Annotated in this window: 21 protein-coding genes and 1 tRNA gene; 5 read left to right on the forward strand and 17 right to left on the reverse strand. The window is 43.9% G+C overall.

What is annotated here, in order from left to right:
- Positions 1-4: 4 nt before the first annotated feature.
- The 4 genes from OW491_RS03255 to smrA form a co-directional block, all read right to left on the reverse strand.
- Positions 5-2299: a GNAT family N-acetyltransferase gene (locus tag OW491_RS03255; RefSeq protein ID WP_290034632.1), complete on the reverse strand. Its 2295-nt coding sequence runs from the start codon at positions 2297-2299 to the stop codon at positions 5-7.
- A complete protein-coding gene (locus OW491_RS03260; protein WP_290034634.1) occupies positions 2286-2918 on the reverse strand; it encodes a hypothetical protein in 633 nt (210 codons plus the stop codon). The genes OW491_RS03255 and OW491_RS03260 overlap by 14 nt, the downstream gene beginning before the upstream one ends.
- Before the next feature lie 165 nt (positions 2919-3083).
- Positions 3084-3689: a DUF924 family protein gene (locus OW491_RS03265; protein WP_215152113.1), complete on the reverse strand. Its 606-nt coding sequence runs from the start codon at positions 3687-3689 to the stop codon at positions 3084-3086.
- A 25-nt stretch (positions 3690-3714) separates the two neighbouring features.
- Entirely contained in the window at positions 3715-4290 is a 576-nt protein-coding gene (gene smrA, locus OW491_RS03270; protein WP_075171758.1) for a DNA endonuclease SmrA, read from the reverse strand.
- 163 nt (positions 4291-4453) lie between these two features.
- Between smrA and OW491_RS03275 the strand changes: the two genes are divergently transcribed.
- Together OW491_RS03275 and OW491_RS03280 are read left to right on the forward strand one after the other, a co-directional pair.
- Positions 4454-5437 (forward strand): hypothetical protein, encoded by a 984-nt coding sequence (locus tag OW491_RS03275; RefSeq protein WP_290034637.1) that lies wholly within the window; start codon positions 4454-4456, stop codon positions 5435-5437.
- Positions 5438-5457: 20 nt separating this feature from the next.
- The gene (locus OW491_RS03280) at positions 5458-6078 is read left to right on the forward strand and encodes a glutathione S-transferase N-terminal domain-containing protein (RefSeq protein WP_290034639.1); all 621 of its coding nucleotides are present in this window, start codon (positions 5458-5460) and stop codon (positions 6076-6078) included.
- Here the strand turns inward: OW491_RS03280 and OW491_RS03285 are convergent.
- A complete protein-coding gene (locus OW491_RS03285) occupies positions 6075-6662 on the reverse strand; it encodes a DUF1285 domain-containing protein (protein ID WP_290034640.1) in 588 nt (195 codons plus the stop codon). The two genes, OW491_RS03280 and OW491_RS03285, sit on opposite strands and share 4 nt — an antisense overlap.
- A 156-nt stretch (positions 6663-6818) precedes the next feature.
- On the opposite strand from OW491_RS03285, the gene OW491_RS03290 reads away from it, so the two are divergent.
- Positions 6819-7784, forward strand: a complete 966-nt coding sequence (locus OW491_RS03290) for a methylenetetrahydrofolate reductase (RefSeq protein WP_290034643.1) — start codon at positions 6819-6821, stop codon at positions 7782-7784.
- Between the two features lie 28 nt (positions 7785-7812).
- On the opposite strand, the gene OW491_RS03295 is transcribed toward OW491_RS03290, so the two are convergent.
- The 4 genes from OW491_RS03295 to OW491_RS03310 form a co-directional block, all read right to left on the reverse strand.
- Positions 7813-8580, reverse strand: a complete 768-nt coding sequence (locus tag OW491_RS03295; protein WP_290034644.1) for an aspartyl protease family protein — start codon at positions 8578-8580, stop codon at positions 7813-7815.
- A gap of 4 nt (positions 8581-8584) precedes the next feature.
- Positions 8585-8959, reverse strand: a complete 375-nt coding sequence (locus OW491_RS03300; RefSeq protein WP_290034646.1) for a translation initiation factor Sui1 — start codon at positions 8957-8959, stop codon at positions 8585-8587.
- A gap of 34 nt (positions 8960-8993) precedes the next feature.
- Entirely contained in the window at positions 8994-10325 is a 1332-nt protein-coding gene (locus OW491_RS03305; protein WP_215152120.1) for a deoxyguanosinetriphosphate triphosphohydrolase, read from the reverse strand.
- A 109-nt stretch (positions 10326-10434) separates the two neighbouring features.
- On the reverse strand, positions 10435-12126 hold the full coding sequence (locus OW491_RS03310) for a methyl-accepting chemotaxis protein (RefSeq protein WP_075171750.1): 1692 nt from the start codon (positions 12124-12126) through the stop codon (positions 10435-10437).
- A gap of 278 nt (positions 12127-12404) precedes the next feature.
- Between OW491_RS03310 and OW491_RS03315 the strand changes: the two genes are divergently transcribed.
- Complete coding sequence (locus OW491_RS03315) at positions 12405-12989, forward strand: peptidylprolyl isomerase (RefSeq protein WP_290034647.1); 585 nt, start codon at positions 12405-12407, stop codon at positions 12987-12989.
- Positions 12990-13064: 75 nt separating this feature from the next.
- Here the strand turns inward: OW491_RS03315 and OW491_RS03320 are convergent, their stop codons facing one another.
- From OW491_RS03320 to OW491_RS03335, 4 genes are read right to left on the reverse strand one after another with little or no spacing between them, the layout of a single operon-like run.
- A complete protein-coding gene (locus tag OW491_RS03320; protein ID WP_290034648.1) occupies positions 13065-13622 on the reverse strand; it encodes a nitroreductase family protein in 558 nt (185 codons plus the stop codon).
- Positions 13623-13640: 18 nt separating this feature from the next.
- Entirely contained in the window at positions 13641-14465 is an 825-nt protein-coding gene (queF, locus tag OW491_RS03325; protein ID WP_290034649.1) for an NADPH-dependent 7-cyano-7-deazaguanine reductase QueF, read from the reverse strand.
- Positions 14465-15238: an ABC transporter permease gene (locus OW491_RS03330; RefSeq protein ID WP_075171746.1), complete on the reverse strand. Its 774-nt coding sequence runs from the start codon at positions 15236-15238 to the stop codon at positions 14465-14467. The genes queF and OW491_RS03330 overlap by 1 nt, the downstream gene beginning before the upstream one ends.
- The gene (locus OW491_RS03335; protein ID WP_290034650.1) at positions 15235-16167 is read right to left on the reverse strand and encodes an ABC transporter ATP-binding protein; all 933 of its coding nucleotides are present in this window, start codon (positions 16165-16167) and stop codon (positions 15235-15237) included. The genes OW491_RS03330 and OW491_RS03335 overlap by 4 nt, the downstream gene beginning before the upstream one ends.
- Before the next feature lie 95 nt (positions 16168-16262).
- Here OW491_RS03335 and OW491_RS03340 point away from each other — a divergent pair, with 95 nt between their 5' ends.
- Positions 16263-16664: a PA2817 family protein gene (locus OW491_RS03340; protein ID WP_178968480.1), complete on the forward strand. Its 402-nt coding sequence runs from the start codon at positions 16263-16265 to the stop codon at positions 16662-16664.
- Here the strand turns inward: OW491_RS03340 and OW491_RS03345 are convergent, their stop codons facing one another.
- The 4 genes from OW491_RS03345 to OW491_RS03360 form a co-directional block, all read right to left on the reverse strand.
- Entirely contained in the window at positions 16665-19445 is a 2781-nt protein-coding gene (locus OW491_RS03345) for an EAL domain-containing protein (protein WP_290034651.1), read from the reverse strand. It lies immediately after the preceding gene.
- 26 nt (positions 19446-19471) lie between these two features.
- Positions 19472-20656 carry a hypothetical protein gene (locus OW491_RS03350; protein WP_290034652.1) on the reverse strand — a complete coding sequence of 395 codons (1185 nt, stop codon included), beginning with the start codon at positions 20654-20656 and terminating at the stop codon, positions 19472-19474.
- Positions 20640-21065: a hypothetical protein gene (locus tag OW491_RS03355; protein ID WP_290034653.1), complete on the reverse strand. Its 426-nt coding sequence runs from the start codon at positions 21063-21065 to the stop codon at positions 20640-20642. The genes OW491_RS03350 and OW491_RS03355 overlap by 17 nt, the downstream gene beginning before the upstream one ends.
- Positions 21066-21148: 83 nt before the next feature.
- Positions 21149-21224 (reverse strand) — tRNA-Glu (locus tag OW491_RS03360).
- Positions 21225-21263 lie beyond the last annotated feature (39 nt).

Raw genomic sequence — 21263 nt, forward strand, 5'->3', positions numbered from 1 at the left:
CGTATTAAAACACAAGCTTAGCCAACCAAGCAGCCGCTTGTCGTAAGTTTTTAATAAGCATCTTTTGCCCTGTTAAGGATAAGCGTTTTATAACCGCTGCTTCTGTTTCTTGTTGCAACACCCTTAGGTCAAGTAACCCTTTATACAATTTAACCGATTCGTCGTCATCAGTGCTTATCGTCAAGAAATGAGGGTTATTCTTAGAAAGCTGCTCTAGTAACCGATGCAAAACAAATGCGGTAGATTCATAAGAGCGAAAGTACTCAGCAAAGCCTATAATCAACGCCTGCTCAAAATCTGCTTTACTGATATCCCACACGCCGTCTGCACCAGCGTCTGCCTTATCAGAGCTAATCATTTGATAAAGCTCTGGATCCATACTGGCTAACCAATCTTGGCGTTGAAAAGCCAACTGAGCATAAAAGTAAGACCGCCACCCTTCATAGTCGCTAAACACAGTCGGCGAAAGAGGCTCGGCAACCAATAGAGAAAAACTTCCTGTCACTGGATCTGCTTGCAGCCCAACTCTTATAGGCCGCAAATTATTCTGCTCCCAAAACCTTAATAGCTGTGGCGTGGCTGAAAACGCTGCTCCCAACAGATCTATCGAGTGCAAGCACGCATACTCTTTAATGGACTGAATTAACTGGCTCGCATGTCCGGAACGACGTTTACTAACGCGTGTAGCAATGCGAATGATACGCAGTACTTTTAATGTACCGGCCCCTCTAAAGCCGACTTGCGACACTAATAATTGAGGGATTAAATGCCCCCGAGGCCTTCGGCGACCTTGCCAAATATCGGTTACCAACGAGGCTGGCAACGGACCTTCTTCTGCAACTAAACACGCGGCGACCACCTCGTCACCATGGTAAGTTATCCAGATGTGTAAATTCGGGCTATCAAGCAAAATCCTTAAATCACCCGGTGTGGTGCGGTAGTGAGCTTCGGTAAGCAAGCGGAACAACGAATCTAGTATCGCTGGGTTCGCTACTAACCAATCTGCCGACACTTTGACACAAGCCTCAGTAGGATGATCATGACTCGGTCTAACAGAACACGCTAATTCAACGGCTCTATTAGCCCCCAAAGATAAGTCATCTTTTTGATCAGACTTACTGTCCATTAATAAAAGCCGATTAAAAAAAGGCTCTAATCCGTCAAAAGGAGACCAACGTATGGGCTGGCTTAACTGATAAAAATGTAATGCCTGCCCTTGGCTCTCTTGAATACAAGCTAACTGAGAAACAAAGCGTAAAAGGAAGCCTTGCCCATTTCCTTCATAGCCTTGGGTCGTCGTAGAAAAAATGATGTGTGTAAAATACTGAGCTAAGTGTTGAAGCAAATGCACAGGCACCGCTGCCGCCTCATCAATTACCAATAGCGCTTCGGGCTCAATGCTGCCTTGATTACAACGTTTGACCAGATCCGTTGGCAAGTGAAATTGAAAGCGCTTATTTTCCCGTGCTAACTCGGCGAACTGGTATACGCTGATCAAAGCTTTTTCATTTGGGGCGCTAATATAAACAGGAAGATTTTTTTGTTTACACCATTCATCTACAACCATGCCAATAGCGGCCGATTTACCACGACCTCGCGCGGCCGTAAGTACAACTGCACACGGTCCGTCCAGCAATGCTTGGGTAGCAGACTTAACAAATTTGTCTTGCTCCGCACATTGCACCGCCTTTGTACCAGGTTCGCTTTCCTGGCTGGGCGTATTTAAGAACAGCGAAGGCTCGCTAAGTCCATGTACTTGGTCATGCCGAGTAACGACTGGGCTATCCATTAACGCCAGGGCAAAGCGCTCGAGAAAATGATTAGCCACATCCTTCTCAGTATACGGATAGACGGTTAAGCGTTGTTTTTCTGGATCCTCAAAGAACAATGAGCACGAGGGAGGCTCACTTAAAATAATTAATACACCGCCACCCGCAATCAAGCCACTTATTTGCCCCAAAGCATCAGGATTAACACCAGAGACGCAATCATATATTACGCAGCTAAACTCCTGACCTAGCAAGCGCTCAGCTCGTTGCGGGCTTACGATGACAACTGACGAATTAAAAGTATCGGACTCATCCGGCCTAAGTGCCTCTACCAGACGGTCAGACACTACAGCCAAATACTTATTAGGAATTTGTCTAGCAATCAAAGCAGCCGATGCTAACGTCCACTGAGCCTCGCCAGTGAGCCATAAGCAAGCACGAACATTCCCACGAAGGGCATGCTCGCGTAGTCTTGTATAGGTTGTGAGTATGCTCGTTGTCACCTTAAGACAATCGTCAGAGATCATCATGTAAAACAGAAGGATCGATTGGCTGCTCTATTAAGGACATTATCGCTTCTTTGTTTTGACGGCGATTGCTCTCAATTAGCCGCTGGAGCTTGGCGAGGACATGCTGGTCATTTAGTTCGGCGCTTGGTTGGAAAGTGCAAACAGATACTTTGGTACTCACCGTAATATTGGCCCGACTTAATTCACCATGACAACGTTCGCAAAACGCTAAGACGCGCTCGTTTGTAGATGGCAATAATAAAATAAATGTTGTGTCGTCCAAGCGGTATACGATATCGCCGGGCCTATGTAGCAATTGCTTAAGCACCATAGATACCAGCTTTACATCACGCTCAAGCGGCTCGCTCTCGGTCAGTGTAACCCCAATGATCGATAACGGCGAATACTCACGGATGGCACGCCTACACTCGGTTTGTAATTGGAGCGTTAATGCATCTTTCCCAGCCAAACGGGTAACAGGATCTTTAGATAAGTCTGCTTCCAGCAGGCTATACCGCTCTTTAAGATAATGTTTTACTTTATTGTGGACATGCCAAATAAGAAGAATGGCAACAAGCCCTAGCAGCACTATCAGCCCAAAGGTTACTGGCCGATCAAAAGGCTCCAAAATGCTCAACACTACGATGCTAGCAACTAAAAAACTCAGCGAAACCGTCCAACACCAGCAACAGATACTTTTTATATGAGGTGAGTACAACAGAACCTCCACAAACCATACAATCTTTTAGTCAGTATACGCAGAGAATCACGAAATTACATGGCTCTCAGTATGTATTTAACTAACCTACTGCCCCCAGCGAGCATGAGATTGGTTTAAATAGGCCAGCTCATCTTCCGTGGACTCTCGTTCTAGTGCTTGATTTCGATGCGGGAAACGTCCAAATCGCTTAATAACATCGCGATGTTGAACTGCAAAATCTAGAACGTTTTCAAACATTCCACGTCTATCAACAGGGATTTGTGCTGTCAACTCAGCCATACAAGAAACGCTCAAGTCTTGAGCGGGTAATGATTCGGCATGTTCTAGTGGCATGTAAAGAAATAAACGTTCGGTAAACTCAAGCGCTTGATCGTAGCCCAATTGAATTGACTCTTGAGTGATCGCCAAAGCCTGAGCATCACCACTAAACGCAGCACCTGAACCTCGATAAATATTACGGGTGAACTGATCCAGCAATAATATTAACGCCAGACGGCCACGCGGAGTCTCTTTCCAAGAATCCAAAGTTCCTTGCAGCGCCTGACGAACACGATTAGCAAAAAGCTCCGTTATCTGCTGATCGATTTCCTGCGAGCCGCCCCACCATAATGTACTCTTATCGGCAACGGGAAAGCCTTCTTTCAAATCACCAAACCAGAACTGCAGTACTTCATCAATTTGCTCTCGCATATTGAGAACCCTATCTTAATCTTATTTATCGACGTCTTGAATGCTTTTCAAGGTTGGCCTGGCGGGCGCTTTCGCTTTTCTTAAGCAAAATATAAACGGCTCCGGTGCCCCCATGCTGAGGCATGCAGGAATGAAAACAAAGCACATAATCCAATTGCGGCAACCAATTACATAAATAGCTTTTTAACTTATTGCCTATGGTACTCGCATGCTTACCTTTACCGTGATTAATAAGCACGGTTCGTATCCCCAGCCGCATTGATTCGTTAAGAAAGGACACTAGCTCTTCTCTAGCCTGTGCGGGAGTTTTGTTCATTAGATCAAGCCTAGCGTCAAGCTGATACTTACCTAATCGTAAATTACGGTAAACCCCTTGTTGCACCCCTTCGCGACACCACTCGATAGGGTCTAAAGGATGCAGCCAATCAATTGGGTCTGTAGTTAACCCTTGATCACTCCCTTGCGTTGCCGACTTGCGGCGTAGATCAAATAAGTCTGCATCTGTTTTGGCCTTAGCCAATTGATGTCTAATTTTAGGTTTTAACGGCGTTACACCTTCATGCTGCATCGCCTCAAAAAAAGCACTCTGATCTTGCCCCATCAGTAATCACCTCTTCAACCTGACAAATAAGACAGTGCCAAAAAAAGAGCCTTTTAATAGCACTATTTACCTTCACTATTCCCCATTCTAACGCTTTATTCAACCAGCAAAGTCCATTAGAGTCTTATCAATAGATTAAAAATCCTAATAAAGGGGAGCAAGCATGTTGCGATGGTTAGCCATTTTTCTAGTGGTCATTATTATTGCTCTGGCCTACTTTCGTGTAGACGTGCTAAATGTACCTTTCATTCAACAAGCCATCCTTTCTTTGGACGACAGCCTGTTAAACCCTAATGAAGATGCACCAAATACCTTTGAACCAGTAACGCCAGACACAGATCAATTCAACAATTATCAAACCGGTGCGCAAGAGCAGTCCTCTTTAGAGCAGGCCCAAGCACAAAAAGCCCGCGAATATTTAGACACATTAGTACTCCCCGCCACACAACCAATCGACGCCCTCAATGCAAAGCATTTTGTTACCGCTGACCAGCTCATTAATTTACCTAATATTGATCAGCAAAAAGCTCTGCTAATCCCTGTCACCCCTATTACACATGATATGGCATCAAGTGTAGAAACAACTCTGACAACTGAGTCGCCAATTAATAACCTGACCATTACACATGACGCAGCCGCACAAACATTTGCCGTCGATCCCGTTCGCTTTCAGCCCAATGTTGCTGACAATGATTTAACCACACATAACCAAAACATTCGTAAACTCACCGCTCCTATCGCGGTAGGCCAAACAATCCAACTACGCGAGTTACTCGACAACACTGACAGCAACATCAAAAGAATTTTTTACATACACGCAGTAAGCCCTGAGGACGAGCAGGGCCTTTGGGGAATTATGCAAGGAGGCTTAACAGAAACGTTTGCTAAAGGCTTTAAATTACCGCAGATTAAGCAAGAAATAAGTGCCACTATCCCAAAAGAAGCCGACGAGGTACTAAGTACTAAACACAGCTCATACCTTGGAAAACTGTTGCATGAAAAAGTAAACACCACCTATATTTACAACTATGAGCAAGGCTTGGTTGGCCAGAACCCAAATCTCATTAAGCCGGGGCAGCAACTCATTATTGTTACTTTTACCGAAGACGAGCTTCTCGAAATCTACCACCAATTTAGCCACCGTTAGCTGACAATAAGGACCTCCACATGATCGACTTATACACTTGGGGCACGCCCAATGGCCGAAAGGTATCCATCATGTTAGAAGCCGTAAAAGAAAACTATCAAGTGCACTCAGTTGACATCACAGCTGACGAACAATTCGCTCCCGATTTTCTTGCCATTAGCCCCAACAATAAAATCCCCGCCATTGTGGATCAAAATCCTCTTGCGGGAAGTCCTATTGCTCTGTTTGAGTCCGGTGCGATACTTATTTACTTGGCAGAAAAACACGATATGTTTTTACCCACTGACATAATCAAGCGTATGGACGTTTTGCAATGGCTAATGTGGCAGATGGGTGGTTTTGGACCTTTCTTAGGGCAGGCTCATCACTTCAATCGGTTTGCAACTCAAAGCGTGCCTTATGCCAAGCAACGCTACAACAACGAAGCTAAACGCCTGTGGGGAGTGTTAAACACGCAGTTAGCTGAACATGAATTTGTCGCAGGCGAAATCAGTATCGCTGACTTCGCCATTTATCCATGGGCTATGCGTCACGAATGGCAGTTAATTGATCTTACTGAGTTTCCCCATGTCTTACGCTGGACCAAAAAGCTCCAAACAATACCGGCTGTTAATAAGGGGATGCTGGTGCCTTGCGACTAATCATTATTATCAACAGCACCTAACACAAACTCGCAACCTGCACTTTCAATAATCAATTGCTCTTGGCCATCAACCAACCGGGTACTTGCCCGTTCTATTAACTCATAAAACACAGGACGGCTAATCAGCGCCTCCATCCCATAACGCACAAGCACTAATGGTGAGGGCTCTGAAGTGATAGGATCAAGCCTTAAACGTATGGGATGTGCTTGATCTAATGTAACAAGATCACCCGTTAGCGTCGTGAACTGAATCGCACTATTTCCTTCAGAATCAATTACATCGGTCATTTTCGTAACGTGAAACGGGGTATCCTCTACTTGTATACCCATTTTTTCTACAGGCGTTTTTAAATAATAACGCCCATCCTCGAGCCATAGAACACGGGCAAATAAGTTAACCATAGCAGGCCGGGTAATAGGGCTTTGTTGATACAACCACTCGCCATTACGTTTAATAAGCAAATCTATTTCGCCGCAAAAATCGGGGTTCCACTGGTCAACAGGTGCTTCATGAGGTGAACTGGCTGGGGCCGTAAGCTGCTCTTTAATCACGTCTAGGTTTACGCTTTTTTTGTTATTCATTACCTGCCTACTTCGTTACTATGAAGTAACATCATGCTGCTTTATTAAGGAAACTCAACTTAACTCCTAAAGATTTCATATCAAACTTCAATCACATGAATAGACTTCACTGTTAGAATAGCAACCCATTACCCACATTGATCAAGAAGTTAGATTATGAGCTCGTTACTAGAAACACGTTTTGCTGACCACAACCGCGGTGTCTACTTTGTAGGTACCACCCCTCCTCGGAGCAATACGTCAGTTGAGCGCGTAGATGAAATTGCTGATAAGTTACTAGAACGGCTCTCGGCGTTAGATATTGATGGCTTAATTGTATACGACATTCAAGATGAAAGTAGCCGGATTGATAAGCCGCGCCCATTTCCTTATATGGAAACACATGATCCTCGCGAATACTCAAAACTTATTCGCGAAAAATCAGGCCACCCAGTAATTACCTACAAAAGCGTTTCTCAACGAGACAAGGCCGATTTTAATCAATGGTTGAACGAGGCTTGGGATCAGTACGGTATTCGTGACATTGTTATGGTTGGCTCGCCCTCTTCCACCGGCCAGGTGAAACTTTCACTGAACGATGCATACAGCACGTTAAAAGAAAGTCCACTCGACTTTAACCTTGGGGGCGTAACAATAGCTGAACGTCATGCAAGCAAAGGCGACGAACACCACCGCCTCATGACCAAGAGTGAGCAAGGTTGCGATTTTTTTGTCACTCAAGCGGTATATAACGCTCAAGCCACTATCGACCTCCTTTCGCGATATGCCGTTGAATGCCGTGACAAGCAGATTGAGCCTAAGCGAATTGTATTAACGTTTACGCCTTGCGGTAGTTTAAAAACACTTGAGTTTATGGAATGGCTGGGTATTTCAGTACCAGAAGCGACTAAAATACGGATCATGAATGCTCATAGTCCTTTATCGGAATCTATCAAAATATGCCGCAACAGCTTAGAGCAAATTGTTGAAGCTTGCTTACCATTGGGTGTTCCATTAGGCCTAAATATCGAAAGCTTAACCAACCGCAAAGACGAGATTGATGCGTCTATTCGATTATTCAAACTTTTGAAAGCAACACTCGATCTTAAATTAGCTGAGCGTGAGGCCGCTGCCAGTTTTTAGATCTAGCTAGAGCTGTTTTTGATATTTGCTACTTTTTAGCAGAGGTATCGTTTAACTCTGATACCTCTGTTATTGATTTCTTAAGTTGGTGGTATTTTTTGGGGTTCCAAATAATAACTTGCCGAGCCTTGTCCAATTCGTATTCAACATTCATTAAAAAGTCCATCCCCAATAATCCATCAAACCCACCGCCTACATTCTTATTCTGCATCACATAAGCGTTTAAATTACGCGCTTTATACGGGCCTATTTTAATACTGTCGAACGCTATGGTACTTAACTTAATAATGCCACCACCCGCCACACGGGCATAGCCTGCTTCCTGCTTTTTCGGTTCTAACTTCTCTAGGGCATCATGATGAAAAACCGTACCGCTAGCCCCTGTATCCATCAGCATTGTCACTTGAGCAGAGTAGCCATGATATGTCACAGTCACCGGAACCAGCACTTGGTTATTAGCAATCTTAACTGGAGTTTCCATTTGCTCTAGCGCCCTTAACATTCGACGCTCATCTCTGTTTTTCTTTAGTAATGAGCCTGCAGAACGATTTTTATCAGAAAACTGCGACACATTACTCACTGCATCCGTAGGTACCTGCTCGACTATTTGATCACGATAAGCTTGAGGGACTTGACTCAAACTGCCCACATAAACTTTTTTACCATTTGCATCAGTATATTTATAAATACCCGCTTGGCTTTTCCCTAGCATCATCAAAATAACCACGGCTACAATGCAGACAAACATAGCAACCCAGCGTAATTGACGACATCGTTTACAGTCCCTTTTACTCAATCTACTAGCCTCCTGCCAGTTTTACAGTAAATCCCTGTGTTTCTAACAGCCCTTTAATTTTCTCCCGATGATCACCTTGGATTTCTATAACGCCATCCTTGAGTGACCCGCCGGTACCACATTGCTGTTTTAGCTGCTTAGTTAATTTTTTTAACTGAGCCTCTGCCACGGGCACCCCGGTAATAGTGGTAACCCCTTTCCCTTTTCGGCCTGACGTTTCCCGGCGGATACGTACAATTCCATCTAAACTTGCCAGGCGCTGGTCATCAGCCAAATCTTGGCACTGGCATTCTCTCTTTGGTTGACGACAACTTGAACAGGTATCTCCGCCCTCAGTTGAGTAAACCAGACGACTTAATTGATCTTGTAACGATGGCATAAAAATTCACACTACTTTTAGTCGGTTATTAATCTTACGAAGATGAGGATAAGCCACCAATCTGACGACCAAGATAGGCGGCGTAGTTATCCGTCATACCACTTATAAAATCCAAAGCACGCATATAGGCATGATACAACGACCAATCGGGTTCGGGGGCATGAATGCCCATCAAACTTATGATTTTTTCACTTCGGTAACTTAAATTATCGGTCCCACCTTGTTGGTACTGCTCAAAAACAGCATGACAAAATGCATCCAACAAAACGCCCAATGAACTGTATGCCCCCACCTCAAGCTCCGTTTTACGCGTGTCTGGAAATACTCGTGTCTTCGCTAGATGCTTAGCCGCTTGCAGGCCATCTTTAACATGCACAGCGCCATCAGCGAGTAACTCCCCTTGATACTTACCTTCCATGATCTCATCGTAATGCTTAACAAACGCCTGCAAAGCAGAATCGAGCATGCTTTCCATCGCTTTGCCCCGCAACGCCGAGATCTTACGGCGCGCCGATGCCGCACTATTGAAAATTTCATCATCAAAAGACTGGTCACCACATAACTGCAGCAGGATTGGTTTAACCGTTTCAAAGCTCAGAATATTAAGCTCTATGGCATCTTCCAGATCGAGAACGGCATAACAAATATCATCTGCCGCCTCCATTAAATAAGCGAGTGGATGCCTAGACCACCAATGCTCACCCAAGGGCACTAAGCCCAATGCATCACCCAACTTATCCAACATCGGGATCTCTGTTAGATAGGCGCTAAATTTCCCTTTTTTAGTCGCTCGCTCCGCAGTCCATGGGTATTTTAACAATGTACCTAACGTGGGATACGTCAGGCGCAGCCCTCCGTCATAAAGGTGGTTCTCGATACAGGTGACTACCCTAAAACCTTGAGCATTACCTTCAAACGTTTCTAAATCTAGGCGCTCAAAAGCTGACAGCGGCTTTAAAAAATCTGCTTGCCCAGCTCGTTTAAACCAATCACGAATCGCATATTCACCCGCATGACCAAAGGGAGGGTTCCCAATATCATGAGCCAAGCATGCAGATTGGACGATCATACCGATATCATCAGGCGTAGCCCACTCAGGCAATTGATCACTTAGCCACTCGCCAACACGAATTCCTAAACTGCGACCAACACTGCCAACTTCTATCGAATGGGTCAGGCGTGTATGTATATGATCATTCAATGCTAGTGGGTGGACCTGTGTTTTACGACCAAGCCGTCTAAACGCACTGGAAAAAACAATTCGATCATGGTCTTTATGGAAATGACTGCGCCCCGCTTCTGAATACTCTTGGTGCTCATGCCCATAGCGCTGTGTGGTCAATAGTTTAGCCCACTGCATTCTCATAAAAAAATCCTTAATTCAGACGACAAGTCAGCCTGAAAGAGTCGCATAAAAAAGCCGGCGCATGCAACTACAAGCGCCGGCTTTACTTAGATTAATCCACCAACAGGACTTACACTTTAAAGTGCCCTACCAATGATTGAAGTCGTTTCTCTAAACGGCTCATTTCATTGGTTGTGGCTTCGAGATTATCCGCATTTTTCGCTGAGTGCTCCGCAATATCCGCTATCTGTTGAACACTACTACTGATTTCGTCGGCTACAGCTGTTTGCTCCTCAGCTGCACTGGCTATTTGCATGTTCATGTTGTTAATCGTGCTTACTGACGCGGTGATGACCCCCAGTGATTCACTTGCTTTAGCAGCGCGCTCCACCGTCGTCTCCCCTTGGCTGCGGCTAGTTTCCATCACACTGACCGCTTCACGAGCACCTGTTAGTAAACGCTCGATCATCATTTGGATTTCCTGCGTACTTTCTTGTGTGCGGTTTGCTAAAGTACGCACTTCATCCGCAACAACTGAAAAGCCTCGCCCATATTCGCCTGCTCGCGCAGCTTCAATAGCAGCGTTTAATGCTAACAGGTTTGTCTGGTCGGCAATTTCTTTAATAACGTTAACAACAGAGCCTATTTTGTCGGCATCATCATCCAAACGTGAGATAACTTCTGAAGATCGATTTACATCTTGGTACAACTGCTGCAATGCACTAATCGTCGCTTCAACTTCTTTTTGACCGTCGCTTGTCGCATGATCAGCCTGATCTGCCGCAGACGCCGCCCCTCCGGCATTAGACGCCACTTCTTGTGCGGTAGCAGCCATTTCATGCACAGCCGCCGCCGTTTGCGTCGTTTCGTGACGCTGACGCTGCACATCAGCGTTCGTTTTTTTCACTACCTGATTCATCTGTTCGGTAGATCGAGACAATTCCTGAATGCTTTTTTTCAGGTCCACGACCAAATGCTGAATTTTGTCGGCAAAGTTATTAAAGCCTGTAGCCACTAACCCTACTTCATCACCAGTGGAAACGGTTAATCGGCGGGTTAAGTCTCCCTCGCCAGCACTAATATCTGCTAAAGCCTCAGCAACATCACGCAGTGGACGAGTAATTTTAGAAGACATCCACAAAGCAATTAAAACAAACACAACTAATAATAAGGCCCCTAAAGCCGCAATGATTAACATGGTGTTTTGAATATCAGCATTGACTTTTTTCTGTGTAACCGCCAATTTATCTTCGATGTCGTCTATATAAAAGCCTGTGCCAATCATCCACTTAAATTCGTCTATTGAATCTGCGTAACTGAGCTTTGCTACGTCCATTTCTTTTGAAGGCTTAGCCCATTTATAATTAACATAGCCTCCTCCTGATTTGGCGGCGCTTATCAGTTCTTTAATAATTGGTACGCCATCAGGGTCTTTGAGATCAATTAAGTTTTTACCTTCTAACGTCTGCTTTGGCCCATTAACAACATTTACACCGTCATAACTATATACAAAGATATAGCCATCGTTCGCTTCCCCGTATCTCATCGTCCTGAGTATATCTGCAGCTTGCTTTCTAGCTTCGGCATCACCGATTTCACGGGCATTATCCAAAATAGGCTGGACGGTTGAGACAGCTAATTCAATAAATCCTTTGAGCGACTCTTCTTTTAAGGCTATGAGCTCAGCGTTTATGGTGGAAATTTCTTTTTCACCTAACTCGGCAAGTTTCGCTTGCACTACCAGCATCACAGCGACAATTGAAACAACTAACGGGATAATCGTTAGTAACAGCATCTTTTGCTTGAGTTTTATCGAATGCATTCTTGGGTCCCTAGGTAATCGTCAATTACAAGTCATTGTTTTTGTTATCCATGTATTATCGGCGTAAGGTAATCAATCTAAAGAACCCTTTAATCTCAATCTTCCATATCTACCCCTTTTACTTGCTTAATATTCAAGTATAAGTCGCCGCTAAGTGCTGTTCGTCATCAAATTAATTGATTATGATCGCATCACTTATCATGGGTACGCTTTACAGTGTAGTCTAAAAAAAAAATTAAACTTGGCCCAAGCCAGGCCATAGCAAAAAGGATGATTATATGCAGCTATCGAAAGCTCCATTTTATCAATTGATCAAAAACACCGCGGTAGCAGCAGCTTTCATGGCGGCCTCAAGCTTGGCGCTTGCTGAACAGCACGTCATGATGAAAACGAGCCAAGGCGACATCACAATCGAACTTTTTGAAGAAGAAGCGCCGCTTACCGCTCATAACTTTTTGAACTACGTAAAGGATGGCTTTTACAGCGGCACACAGTTCCATCGTGTTATCAGCGGCTTTATGATCCAAGGTGGTGGTTTTACGGTTGATATGGAACGAAAACAAACGAAAGCGCCAGTAAAAAATGAGTCTACCAATGGTGTAAGTAACAAGCGTGGAACTATTGCAATGGCACGGACGCGTGACCCAGATAGTGCTACAGCGCAGTTTTTTATCAATGTCGTTGATAATTTAAATTTGGACGCGATGGGGCCACGCCCAGGCTATACAGTTTTCGGACGTGTAGTGGAAGGTATGGAGGTTGTTGACAAGATTGCAGCAACTAAAACAACGACAAAATCATCGTACAGAGATGTTCCAGTCAAGCCAATTATCATCGAGTCGCTTGAGATAACCAGTGAATAATCAGTAAGTTTGATGAAATGACTGGATGTTGATACTCAGCAATTCAGTCATTCCAACGTAGATAAGAGAATAACGTTAGGCCCCCCAAACGCTTAGTTTCTCACGGTCTAACGATAAATCTGCTTCCCTAAAGCGCTTGGTTGTACCCAAATATATAAAGCCAACAATATGCTCATGGGATTGCAATCCAAGTCCAGCCTTCACAGTGGGATCAAAAGCCATTTCACCCGTGCGCCACATTGCACCCAGCCCCATAGCATACGCGGCTTGTATTACACCTTGTGCAGCACAACCTGCCGTTATTATTTGCTCAACTTCCGGTACTTTGGGATGCTCTTGTGTCACAGCAATTGCCACTAAAATCGCCGGAGCCCTTAGAGGCATTTTTTGTAATTTAGCCACTTTCTCATCATCGATCATCGCATTAGCGGCTTTTCCTGCTTTAACGTACAGATCTCCGAGAACATGGCGAGCTTCTCCCTCAACCAACATAAACCTCCATGGCTTCAATTCGCCATGATCTGGGGCACGTTGAGCAGCCAACAACATTGAGTCTAGCTGCTCTGCATTTGGGCCGGGTTCCATAAGCACAGGGGCTGATACACGCTTATGAAGTAACTCTAAAGCATCCATAATATTTCCTTTTTACTGTTACTGCCGATTTAAACGAATATTAGATGGTACATCGGCTTCGGAACTACGATAGGGGTTAATATCTAAACCACCTCTTCTAACATAACGCGCATAAACGGTTAAAGCCGAAGGCTGGCATTGCTCCCAAATATCCATAAAAATATTTTCTACACACTGCTCATGAAAATCACCATGCTCGCGGTAAGAAATAAGGTATTTGAGTAAGCCCTCATGCTCTATTTTTGTACCCGTGTACGCTATCTGAATACTTGCCCAGTCGGGCTGCCCAGTTACTGGGCAATTAGACTTCAATAAGTGACTATAAAGTGTCTCGCTTACTTGGCCCGTTCCTTTTGATAGCAACTCGGCATTTGGTTCATAGTGCTCAACAGAAATGTCGAGATCATCCAAGCACTCGCCAGTGAAGGCCGTCGGCTGAACAAACGTATCTGGGTGGAATAGCTCAACGTTTACCGCACCGCCCGCGGCCGAGGATAAGTCTAATTCCATCGCGTCAATGACGGCTTTCTCATCTTTAAAACGGCTCAAATTGAATGAGTTGAGGTAAAGCTTAAACGACTTTGATTCAATAATGTGCGAGGACTTCGCAGGAATCGTAAATACAGCAATCCGTGCCATTGGCTTACCTTTTAGATTGAGCCAAGAGATTTCATAACCGTTCCAGAAATCAACGCCTTGGAATGGAAGTTCATGCCTATCAATTCCTCGTTTTTGCCAATTAAGGTCGCGCTCAATTGGAAATAAAACGGATGGATCATATTGATTGATATAAGCTGTTTCACTGCCTAACGGCGATGCTTCAAGTACCTGCTCTTCATTCATTAGCTGCGGATTCCTCTACCACTATTTAACAAACGTAATGCAACGAAAAAAAGCACAACGTTAAATAGCACTATCATACTAAAGGCAAAACCTACATGGATATCACTTGTACCTAAAATTCCGTAACGAAACGTATTTACCATGTACAAAATAGGATTAAGCTGAGACACGCCCTGCCAAAAATCGGGTAACAATTGAATCGAATAAAATACGCCCCCTAAATACGTTAGCGGCGTTAGAATAAATGTTGGGATAATGGAAATATCATCAAACGAGTTAGCAAACACGGCATTAATGAAACCTCCCAAGGAAAACAACACAGCCGTTAGTGCAACGGTTCCAATAGTAATCCATACATTATGAATCTGCAGGTGAGTAAAAAATAACGATAACAAAGTCACTATAAAGCCTACAGCAAGCCCCCTAGCAACGCCCCCCACCACATAACCAGACAAAATAACCCAGTTTGGCATCGGCGATACTAACATTTCTTCTATGTTTCGTTGAAACTTTGTACTGAAGAATGAGGACACAACATTACCGTAACTATTGGTAATGACTGACATCATAATAAGCCCAGGCACAATAAACTCCATGTAGTTGAAGCCATCCATTTCACCTATTCGCTCACCAATGAGGTTGCCAAAAATTATAAAGTACAATGTCATGGTAATAGCGGGTGGCAGTAACGTCTGCGCCCATATACGTGTAAAGCGACGAATTTCTTTAGATACGATGGTATAGAACGCCACCCATAATTCAACGACACTCATGCTGGCTCCTGTCCTAAATTCTTCTCGACCATAGAAACAAATAATTCCTCTAAACGATTAGATTGATTGCGCATACTAGACACCTCTATCCCTTCAGACGCAAGCTGGGTAAATAACGAGGTCAAACCTGCACCTTTGGTAACTTCGACTACCAAAGTGTGCGCATCCGACAAACTCAGTTTATAACCATCAACTTGTGGGGCCTTTTCTAGGTCAGCGGTCAAATCTAAGATAAAAGTCTCTTTATTAAGCTGTTGTAATAGCGACTTCATGGATGTGTTGTGAACAATAGTGCCGTGATCAATAATCGCTATGTTACGACACAAACTCTCTGCTTCTTCCAGATAATGTGTCGTTAAAATAATCGTCGTTCCAGAAGCATTGAGCTCTTGTAAAAAGCCCCACATTGAACGTCTTAACTCAATATCAACGCCTGCTGTCGGTTCATCAAGAATAAGTAACTTAGGCTCATGCACCAATGCACGCGCAATCATCAGGCGTCGCTTCATACCACCAGAAAGCATACGGGCACGATCATTACGTTTATCCCACAAACCTAGCTGTCGCAGATACTTTTCAGCACGCTGAGCTGCCAGTTTAGGAGGTATACCGTAATACCCAGCTTGGGTTTGAACGATATCACCTACTTTTTCAAACATATTAAAATTAAACTCTTGGGGCACTACACCTAAGCTTCGTTTAGCAGCCGCCAAGTCTGTTTCTATATCATGGCCAAAAATAGATACTGAACCACCCGATTTGTTAACTAATGAGGATACAATGCTCAACGTTGTAGACTTTCCAGCCCCATTAGGTCCAAGCAATGCAAAGAAGTCTCCTTGCTTTACATCCAGAGTAATACCCTTAAGCGCTTCAAATTGATTGCCATAAGTTTTACGCAAGTCTCTGATTGAGAGTGCGGTAGTCATAAAGTGCTCACCTATTTTCAATATCGTTATCTTTATGCGGTTTGTATTCTATCAGTTAAACTAAGACTTTAGAGCGAACAACAGAGTTATCCGTGATGAGTAACAGCTACGTTTCATTCCATATCGATTTATTAAAGCAAACTTACAACCACGTCATCCAATTCATGCCCTTTGCGAGCCAAGAGTTAGGCGAGGACGAGCAATCATTTCTCGAGCAGTTCACCGCTCTGATCGAAGCGATCGAGCAACAATCTGAAGACGTCTTAGAGCAAGGTCAAGCCTTGCTGACGCGATGGATTCGTAACTATCCTGAGCTAGTGCCTATCATCCCACGCGATTTGTTGTGGTACTTTGGAGGGGACTGTCTTCACTACATGCCTGATGAAGAAATTGATAAGTTCCAGCTACTGGACGAGAAACGCCACCTAGCAGAATCCGAAGGTAAAGACTTCGAATATGCTCGAGAGCGTGCTGTTATTTTAGAGTTGGCTCATTAATTAAGATTTAGGCCACTCAAGCATTTCAACATTCTCGATAAAGCCGATGAACTCTGACTCTCTCATCGGCGAAGCATAATAACGGCCAACGCCAAATGCGCAGCCGCCATTCAATAACCTGGCGGTCTGGTCGGCGGTTTGAATACCATGTGCAATACAGTCGATTTGTAGCTCTTTGCTAATGCGCACCACGCTTTTTATCAAGGCTTTATTCTCTTCATCCGAATCAAGCATGGCATGTATTGGGAGCTTAATATAATCATGGGGCAATGTATGAGCGAGGTATAAAGCAGGTCTGACTTTGTCATTCGTGTTAATAGCTACCTGCACTCCTAAGTCTTTCAAGCGTTGCATTAAATCTTCAGAACCCGCTTCAGCTCTTAAAACATCATCGCTTTGAAACTCAATGACAACGAGCCCCATTAATGTTTTATACTGGACGAGTGCTGTTTGAATTTGCTCAAACAACTCATTCACCTGACTACTACGCACTCTGACGGGCAAAAACAATTGCAACGCTCGATGATGATCAAAACGCCACTCACTAAAATGTGACAGAGACTCATTAATCAGGAACTCATTCATACGCGAATGATTGCTCGTGTCCTCATAGAATGTGCGAAGCCGCTCGTCACCAGAGGGCGTTGCTTCCTTCCAGCAAAGTCCAGCTGTTGCTCCTAACACCCGCCCATTGCGCATATCAATAACGGGCTGATAACTGACATCGAGCAACCCCCTTTGAAGCACACTGGTCAACGTTTCCAATTCGGGAGTTTGTAACCGCTCTTCCACACCCGGTGAAAAGACTAAATAATGATTTTTTGATGATTGCCGGGATAGAAACATGGCTGATTCTGCTACGTTCACAAAACCCGCAACATCATCAGCATGGTCAGGGAAATAGCTTACCCCAATGTTAATCGCCAGATAGATAGTTTCCTCATTAACAAGGAACGGTTCTTTGAATGCCTGTATAAGTTTTTGAGCGACAAGTTCAGCATTCTTATGATCCTTCATTCCTCGTAATACAATCATATAAAGATCATCACTAAATCGCGCTAACATGTCATCATCGCGCAAACAACTATGGATACGTGATGTTACTCCATTCAACAACGTTTCTTGGTCGACATGGTTATATTGTTTTTGCAGCTTTTCAAAATCATCAATATCCAGACACAGCATGGCCAAAATGCGTCCATCTTGAACCACTTTATCCATTGCCTGAGGTAACTTATCTAAAAACATATCTCGGTTTTCTAGTGCACTGACCGGATCCGTAAATGCCAACCAAGCTAAGCGCTCTTCTGCTTTTTTCTTATCCGTAACATCGATCGCTAACGACACTACTATTGAAACATCATGGCTTGTATCAATGGCGGTATTAATCCATGTTAAGTAATGCAAAGAACCATGTTCGTCATGCGATTTTGTATCAAATCGTGACATCCGCTGCAGCCCCATATATAAACGCTGCAAGCTGTCCTCTGCTTGTCGACTTAGGGGGTCATCTGAAAATAAAGAAGAAAAGGCGAGTTCTTTATCGTTAATACGGCTGCCAAAAATAGATTCAGCGCACGCATTACCGGATAGGATCATGCCATCCATATTTTGAATAAGCAGGATACTTTTTGACGTATCAAATAACGCTGAGATAAGCTCACGTTCGAGGTTTAGCGCATGGAGCGCTTTTTCGAGACGGTCGTCCAGCACTCGTTCTTCACTGGATAATTGACTCACTTGTAGTTTCAAATCAGCTAAGCTGGCCGTTGCCAAATTAAACTCATCGGCAAACATCTCATTTTGCTCACCTTGATAAACGCCTGCACCTACCTCCTGAATAGCTAACGCACGCTGACGCACCCTAACCGACAATACGTACGCAACAATGGAAAGCCCAAGAAAACTAATAAGTAAGGAAACACCTAAAATACGGCGATAGGTTTCCAGTGCATCAAAGCGCTCAGTCGCATCAGCAATTAACACCCAGATAGAATCATCCGAATCAAAGCGCCCAGGAGAGGTTAAAAAAACCTCATACTTCTGGTCAAAAGCCTCTAACTGATAAAGCTCATCAAAGTGAAAGTCCGGTTCTTTCTCACTTAAGGCATTGAGCACCTGTAGGTTTCTATTACGCTGAGTTAATTGAGAAAAGTCCATTGACCAAGCCGATACATCTTGCCAATTATCCTGACTAAACTTTGCGACGCCAATATCTACGCCCGTCAGCTGTTTAAAATCCACCACCATGTCATGAATTGCTCGCCCAACAACTAGCACACCAGACACGTGGCCTTCATTAAGCAAAGGTATAGCTAACTGACGACGGCATAACTTAACACACTGTAACTGGCGCACTGGATACTCATACTGAAGAGCCGACCCGACAAGATTATCTAATTTGTAATCCACATCCCCCCAACGGAACAGCATCTTTCCTTGAGTGGAGTATAAAGCCGCATTCTCAAGCATCCCCATGGATTCAAAATAGGGAAAGCGACGATCCATCATCTTTTGAACTAACGATAGATGGCTGCTACCAGGCTCTTGATCAACGACCAGCGCTATTGTTTGAGCAAGCTCCAACTGTTTTAAATAAGACGTCGTCAATGAGCCATCTAAAGCTTTTAGATTACGTGTATTGAGTTCATGGCGTGCTGATTCATACTGAGAGACTAAGGAGTAGTCTGCATACCAAAAGATACTAATATGTGTAATGAGCAGCGACACGAGTAAAGGAAGCAATATTTTCCATCGTACACTGACAAAGAAAGGCCTCATGCCGCTCTTAGCTCCATTCTAAATGATTAAAAACGATACGCGGCCTGCACTAACAGCATATTCCAAGAACTGTGTTTACGGAGCTTATTGGAGTTTTCTTGTTCAGGCACTCGCGCTGTACCTCTAATGTGATGCCACTCGGCTCTTAGCAGTATAGACGAAGTGGCCTGCCAACCCACCCCTAAGGTTAAATCCTTAGACCAATAGTTTGAGGCAGGCACCCCAAACTTCTTTTCATGCTTCTTACCACTTCGATCGTGCGCATCTCTATAAGCCAAATCATAACGCATCAGCAGATCAACATTATGCGTTGGCCTATAAACCCCTTGAACATAAAAAGCTTCAAATGTTTGCTTCGGCTCTACCGCAAAAAAGCCGCCGAGATCCTCATAGTCAATATAATGCTTAAAAAACTCTGATGTTACTGAAAAGCGCTCCCAGTTATATTCAGCACTGATCGCAAAAAACTTCACATCAATATCACCTCTTTCCAAGCCTAACTCTTGAGAGCTGCCCGGAAAGTACGTCAGCCCAAAAGAACCAAGCGTAACTCCAACTCTCCACGCATCTCGAGCCTCCACAAGTCGCAAGTTAGCTATGAGAAGATATCCATCATCCAATTTTCCTGAAAGGTTACGTCTAAAGAAAACAAACTCTGAAACCTGATCTTTACGTGGTTTGGAAGCTAAAAAAGAATATTCAAAGCGATCCGTCTCAAGTTGTTCACTCCCATAAAACTCCACACCCAGAGCCGATAATTGGAAATCTCTGGTTTCCTCATAGTACATCGACTGGGGCAAAAGAATGGAATTACGTGTGAAAGGAACCTCACGCGTATTATTGTAAAAACCGTTGGCTAATTTCAGTTTACCAAGCCGAATGCCAAAGCTAGAAGCTGGTGTGCTTAACAAACTATAGTCCGCACTCAAATAGTCAATTTGAGGTGTGTCATCTGTCATATTACCGAGTTTACGGGCGATAACTTGCCCACCTAAGCGTAAATGATTTGTTGGGCGCCACAGCCCATAAATAGCAGCTTCACGAAAGTCCGTTGAAAGGGCGTTTTTACTGCCCTCAATAAAGTTATAGTTATCGGTGTAAACCAAACCTTGGGATACAAAACCTCCCCATGTTAAATTCTCTTCTTCAGCGTTGACTAGGGCTGAATGTAGAAGCGAAAAGCTTAAAATTGTATTAATTAATTTCAACAATTTTTACCCCTTCCAGTAACGGAATTGATTCATCATTAACGTAACCAATACCGCCTTTCGTACTTCTAACTCGAGAGACCATATCTTCGACATTTGATACTTTTCTTGGAGGATATCCGGTTCCACTAAATACAGCACGATCCCATGTCATCCTCAATTGATACGGAAACATTTCTAACTTTTGTTTAACAAAACTTTTATGGACGGGAGATTGATCTGATAAAACAAATACTCGGATAGGAACACCATTTACCCATCGCAAACTTCGCATCGAGAATATGGAACGTAGTTCATTTGCAGACAAATGATCAATGGGTACATCAGGGTGAACAATAATCGTATCAGCGCGAACAGCTAGAGCACTTAATAGCAAGCTCAATACGAGCGGGAAAGTAAGAATACGTGACACAGAGATTTAGTACCTAGCCGAAATTTCCATAAGGAAACAATATTATATAGCAATAGGGAACTAAATCCAGAAACAAGAAAAGATGGCGTCCCATAGGGGGTTCGAACCCCTGTTACCGCCGTGAAAGGGCGGTGTCCTAGACCACTAGACGAATGGGACTAATGTAGTTAAAGCTTAATAACTTTAACTAGCTGCCCT

Source organism: Neptunomonas sp. CHC150, from assembly GCF_030397555.1.
Classification (GTDB): Bacteria; Pseudomonadota; Gammaproteobacteria; order Pseudomonadales; family Balneatricaceae; genus Neptunomonas; species Neptunomonas phycophila.

What these genes read in the sequence shown, in the direction of transcription:
- OW491_RS03320 (WP_290034648.1), bottom strand. Translation starts at nt 13,622, where the DNA reads ATGGATGCTTTAGAGTTACTTCATAAGCGTGTATCAGCCCCTGTGCTT.
- OW491_RS03275 (WP_290034637.1), top strand. Translation starts at nt 4,454, where the DNA reads ATGTTGCGATGGTTAGCCATTTTTCTAGTGGTCATTATTATTGCTCTG.
- OW491_RS03290 (WP_290034643.1), top strand. Translation starts at nt 6,819, where the DNA reads ATGAGCTCGTTACTAGAAACACGTTTTGCTGACCACAACCGCGGTGTC.
- OW491_RS03335 (WP_290034650.1), bottom strand. Translation starts at nt 16,167, where the DNA reads ATGACTACCGCACTCTCAATCAGAGACTTGCGTAAAACTTATGGCAAT.
- smrA (WP_075171758.1), bottom strand. Translation starts at nt 4,290, where the DNA reads ATGGGGCAAGATCAGAGTGCTTTTTTTGAGGCGATGCAGCATGAAGGT.
- OW491_RS03310 (WP_075171750.1), bottom strand. Translation starts at nt 12,126, where the DNA reads ATGCATTCGATAAAACTCAAGCAAAAGATGCTGTTACTAACGATTATC.
- OW491_RS03300 (WP_290034646.1), bottom strand. Translation starts at nt 8,959, where the DNA reads ATGCCATCGTTACAAGATCAATTAAGTCGTCTGGTTTACTCAACTGAG.
- OW491_RS03280 (WP_290034639.1), top strand. Translation starts at nt 5,458, where the DNA reads ATGATCGACTTATACACTTGGGGCACGCCCAATGGCCGAAAGGTATCC.
- OW491_RS03315 (WP_290034647.1), top strand. Translation starts at nt 12,405, where the DNA reads ATGCAGCTATCGAAAGCTCCATTTTATCAATTGATCAAAAACACCGCG.
- OW491_RS03265 (WP_215152113.1), bottom strand. Translation starts at nt 3,689, where the DNA reads ATGCGAGAGCAAATTGATGAAGTACTGCAGTTCTGGTTTGGTGATTTG.
- queF (WP_290034649.1), bottom strand. Translation starts at nt 14,465, where the DNA reads ATGAATGAAGAGCAGGTACTTGAAGCATCGCCGTTAGGCAGTGAAACA.
- OW491_RS03305 (WP_215152120.1), bottom strand. Translation starts at nt 10,325, where the DNA reads ATGAGAATGCAGTGGGCTAAACTATTGACCACACAGCGCTATGGGCAT.
- OW491_RS03285 (WP_290034640.1), bottom strand. Translation starts at nt 6,662, where the DNA reads ATGAATAACAAAAAAAGCGTAAACCTAGACGTGATTAAAGAGCAGCTT.
- OW491_RS03345 (WP_290034651.1), bottom strand. Translation starts at nt 19,445, where the DNA reads ATGAGGCCTTTCTTTGTCAGTGTACGATGGAAAATATTGCTTCCTTTA.
- OW491_RS03340 (WP_178968480.1), top strand. Translation starts at nt 16,263, where the DNA reads ATGAGTAACAGCTACGTTTCATTCCATATCGATTTATTAAAGCAAACT.
- OW491_RS03330 (WP_075171746.1), bottom strand. Translation starts at nt 15,238, where the DNA reads ATGAGTGTCGTTGAATTATGGGTGGCGTTCTATACCATCGTATCTAAA.
- OW491_RS03255 (WP_290034632.1), bottom strand. Translation starts at nt 2,299, where the DNA reads ATGATGATCTCTGACGATTGTCTTAAGGTGACAACGAGCATACTCACA.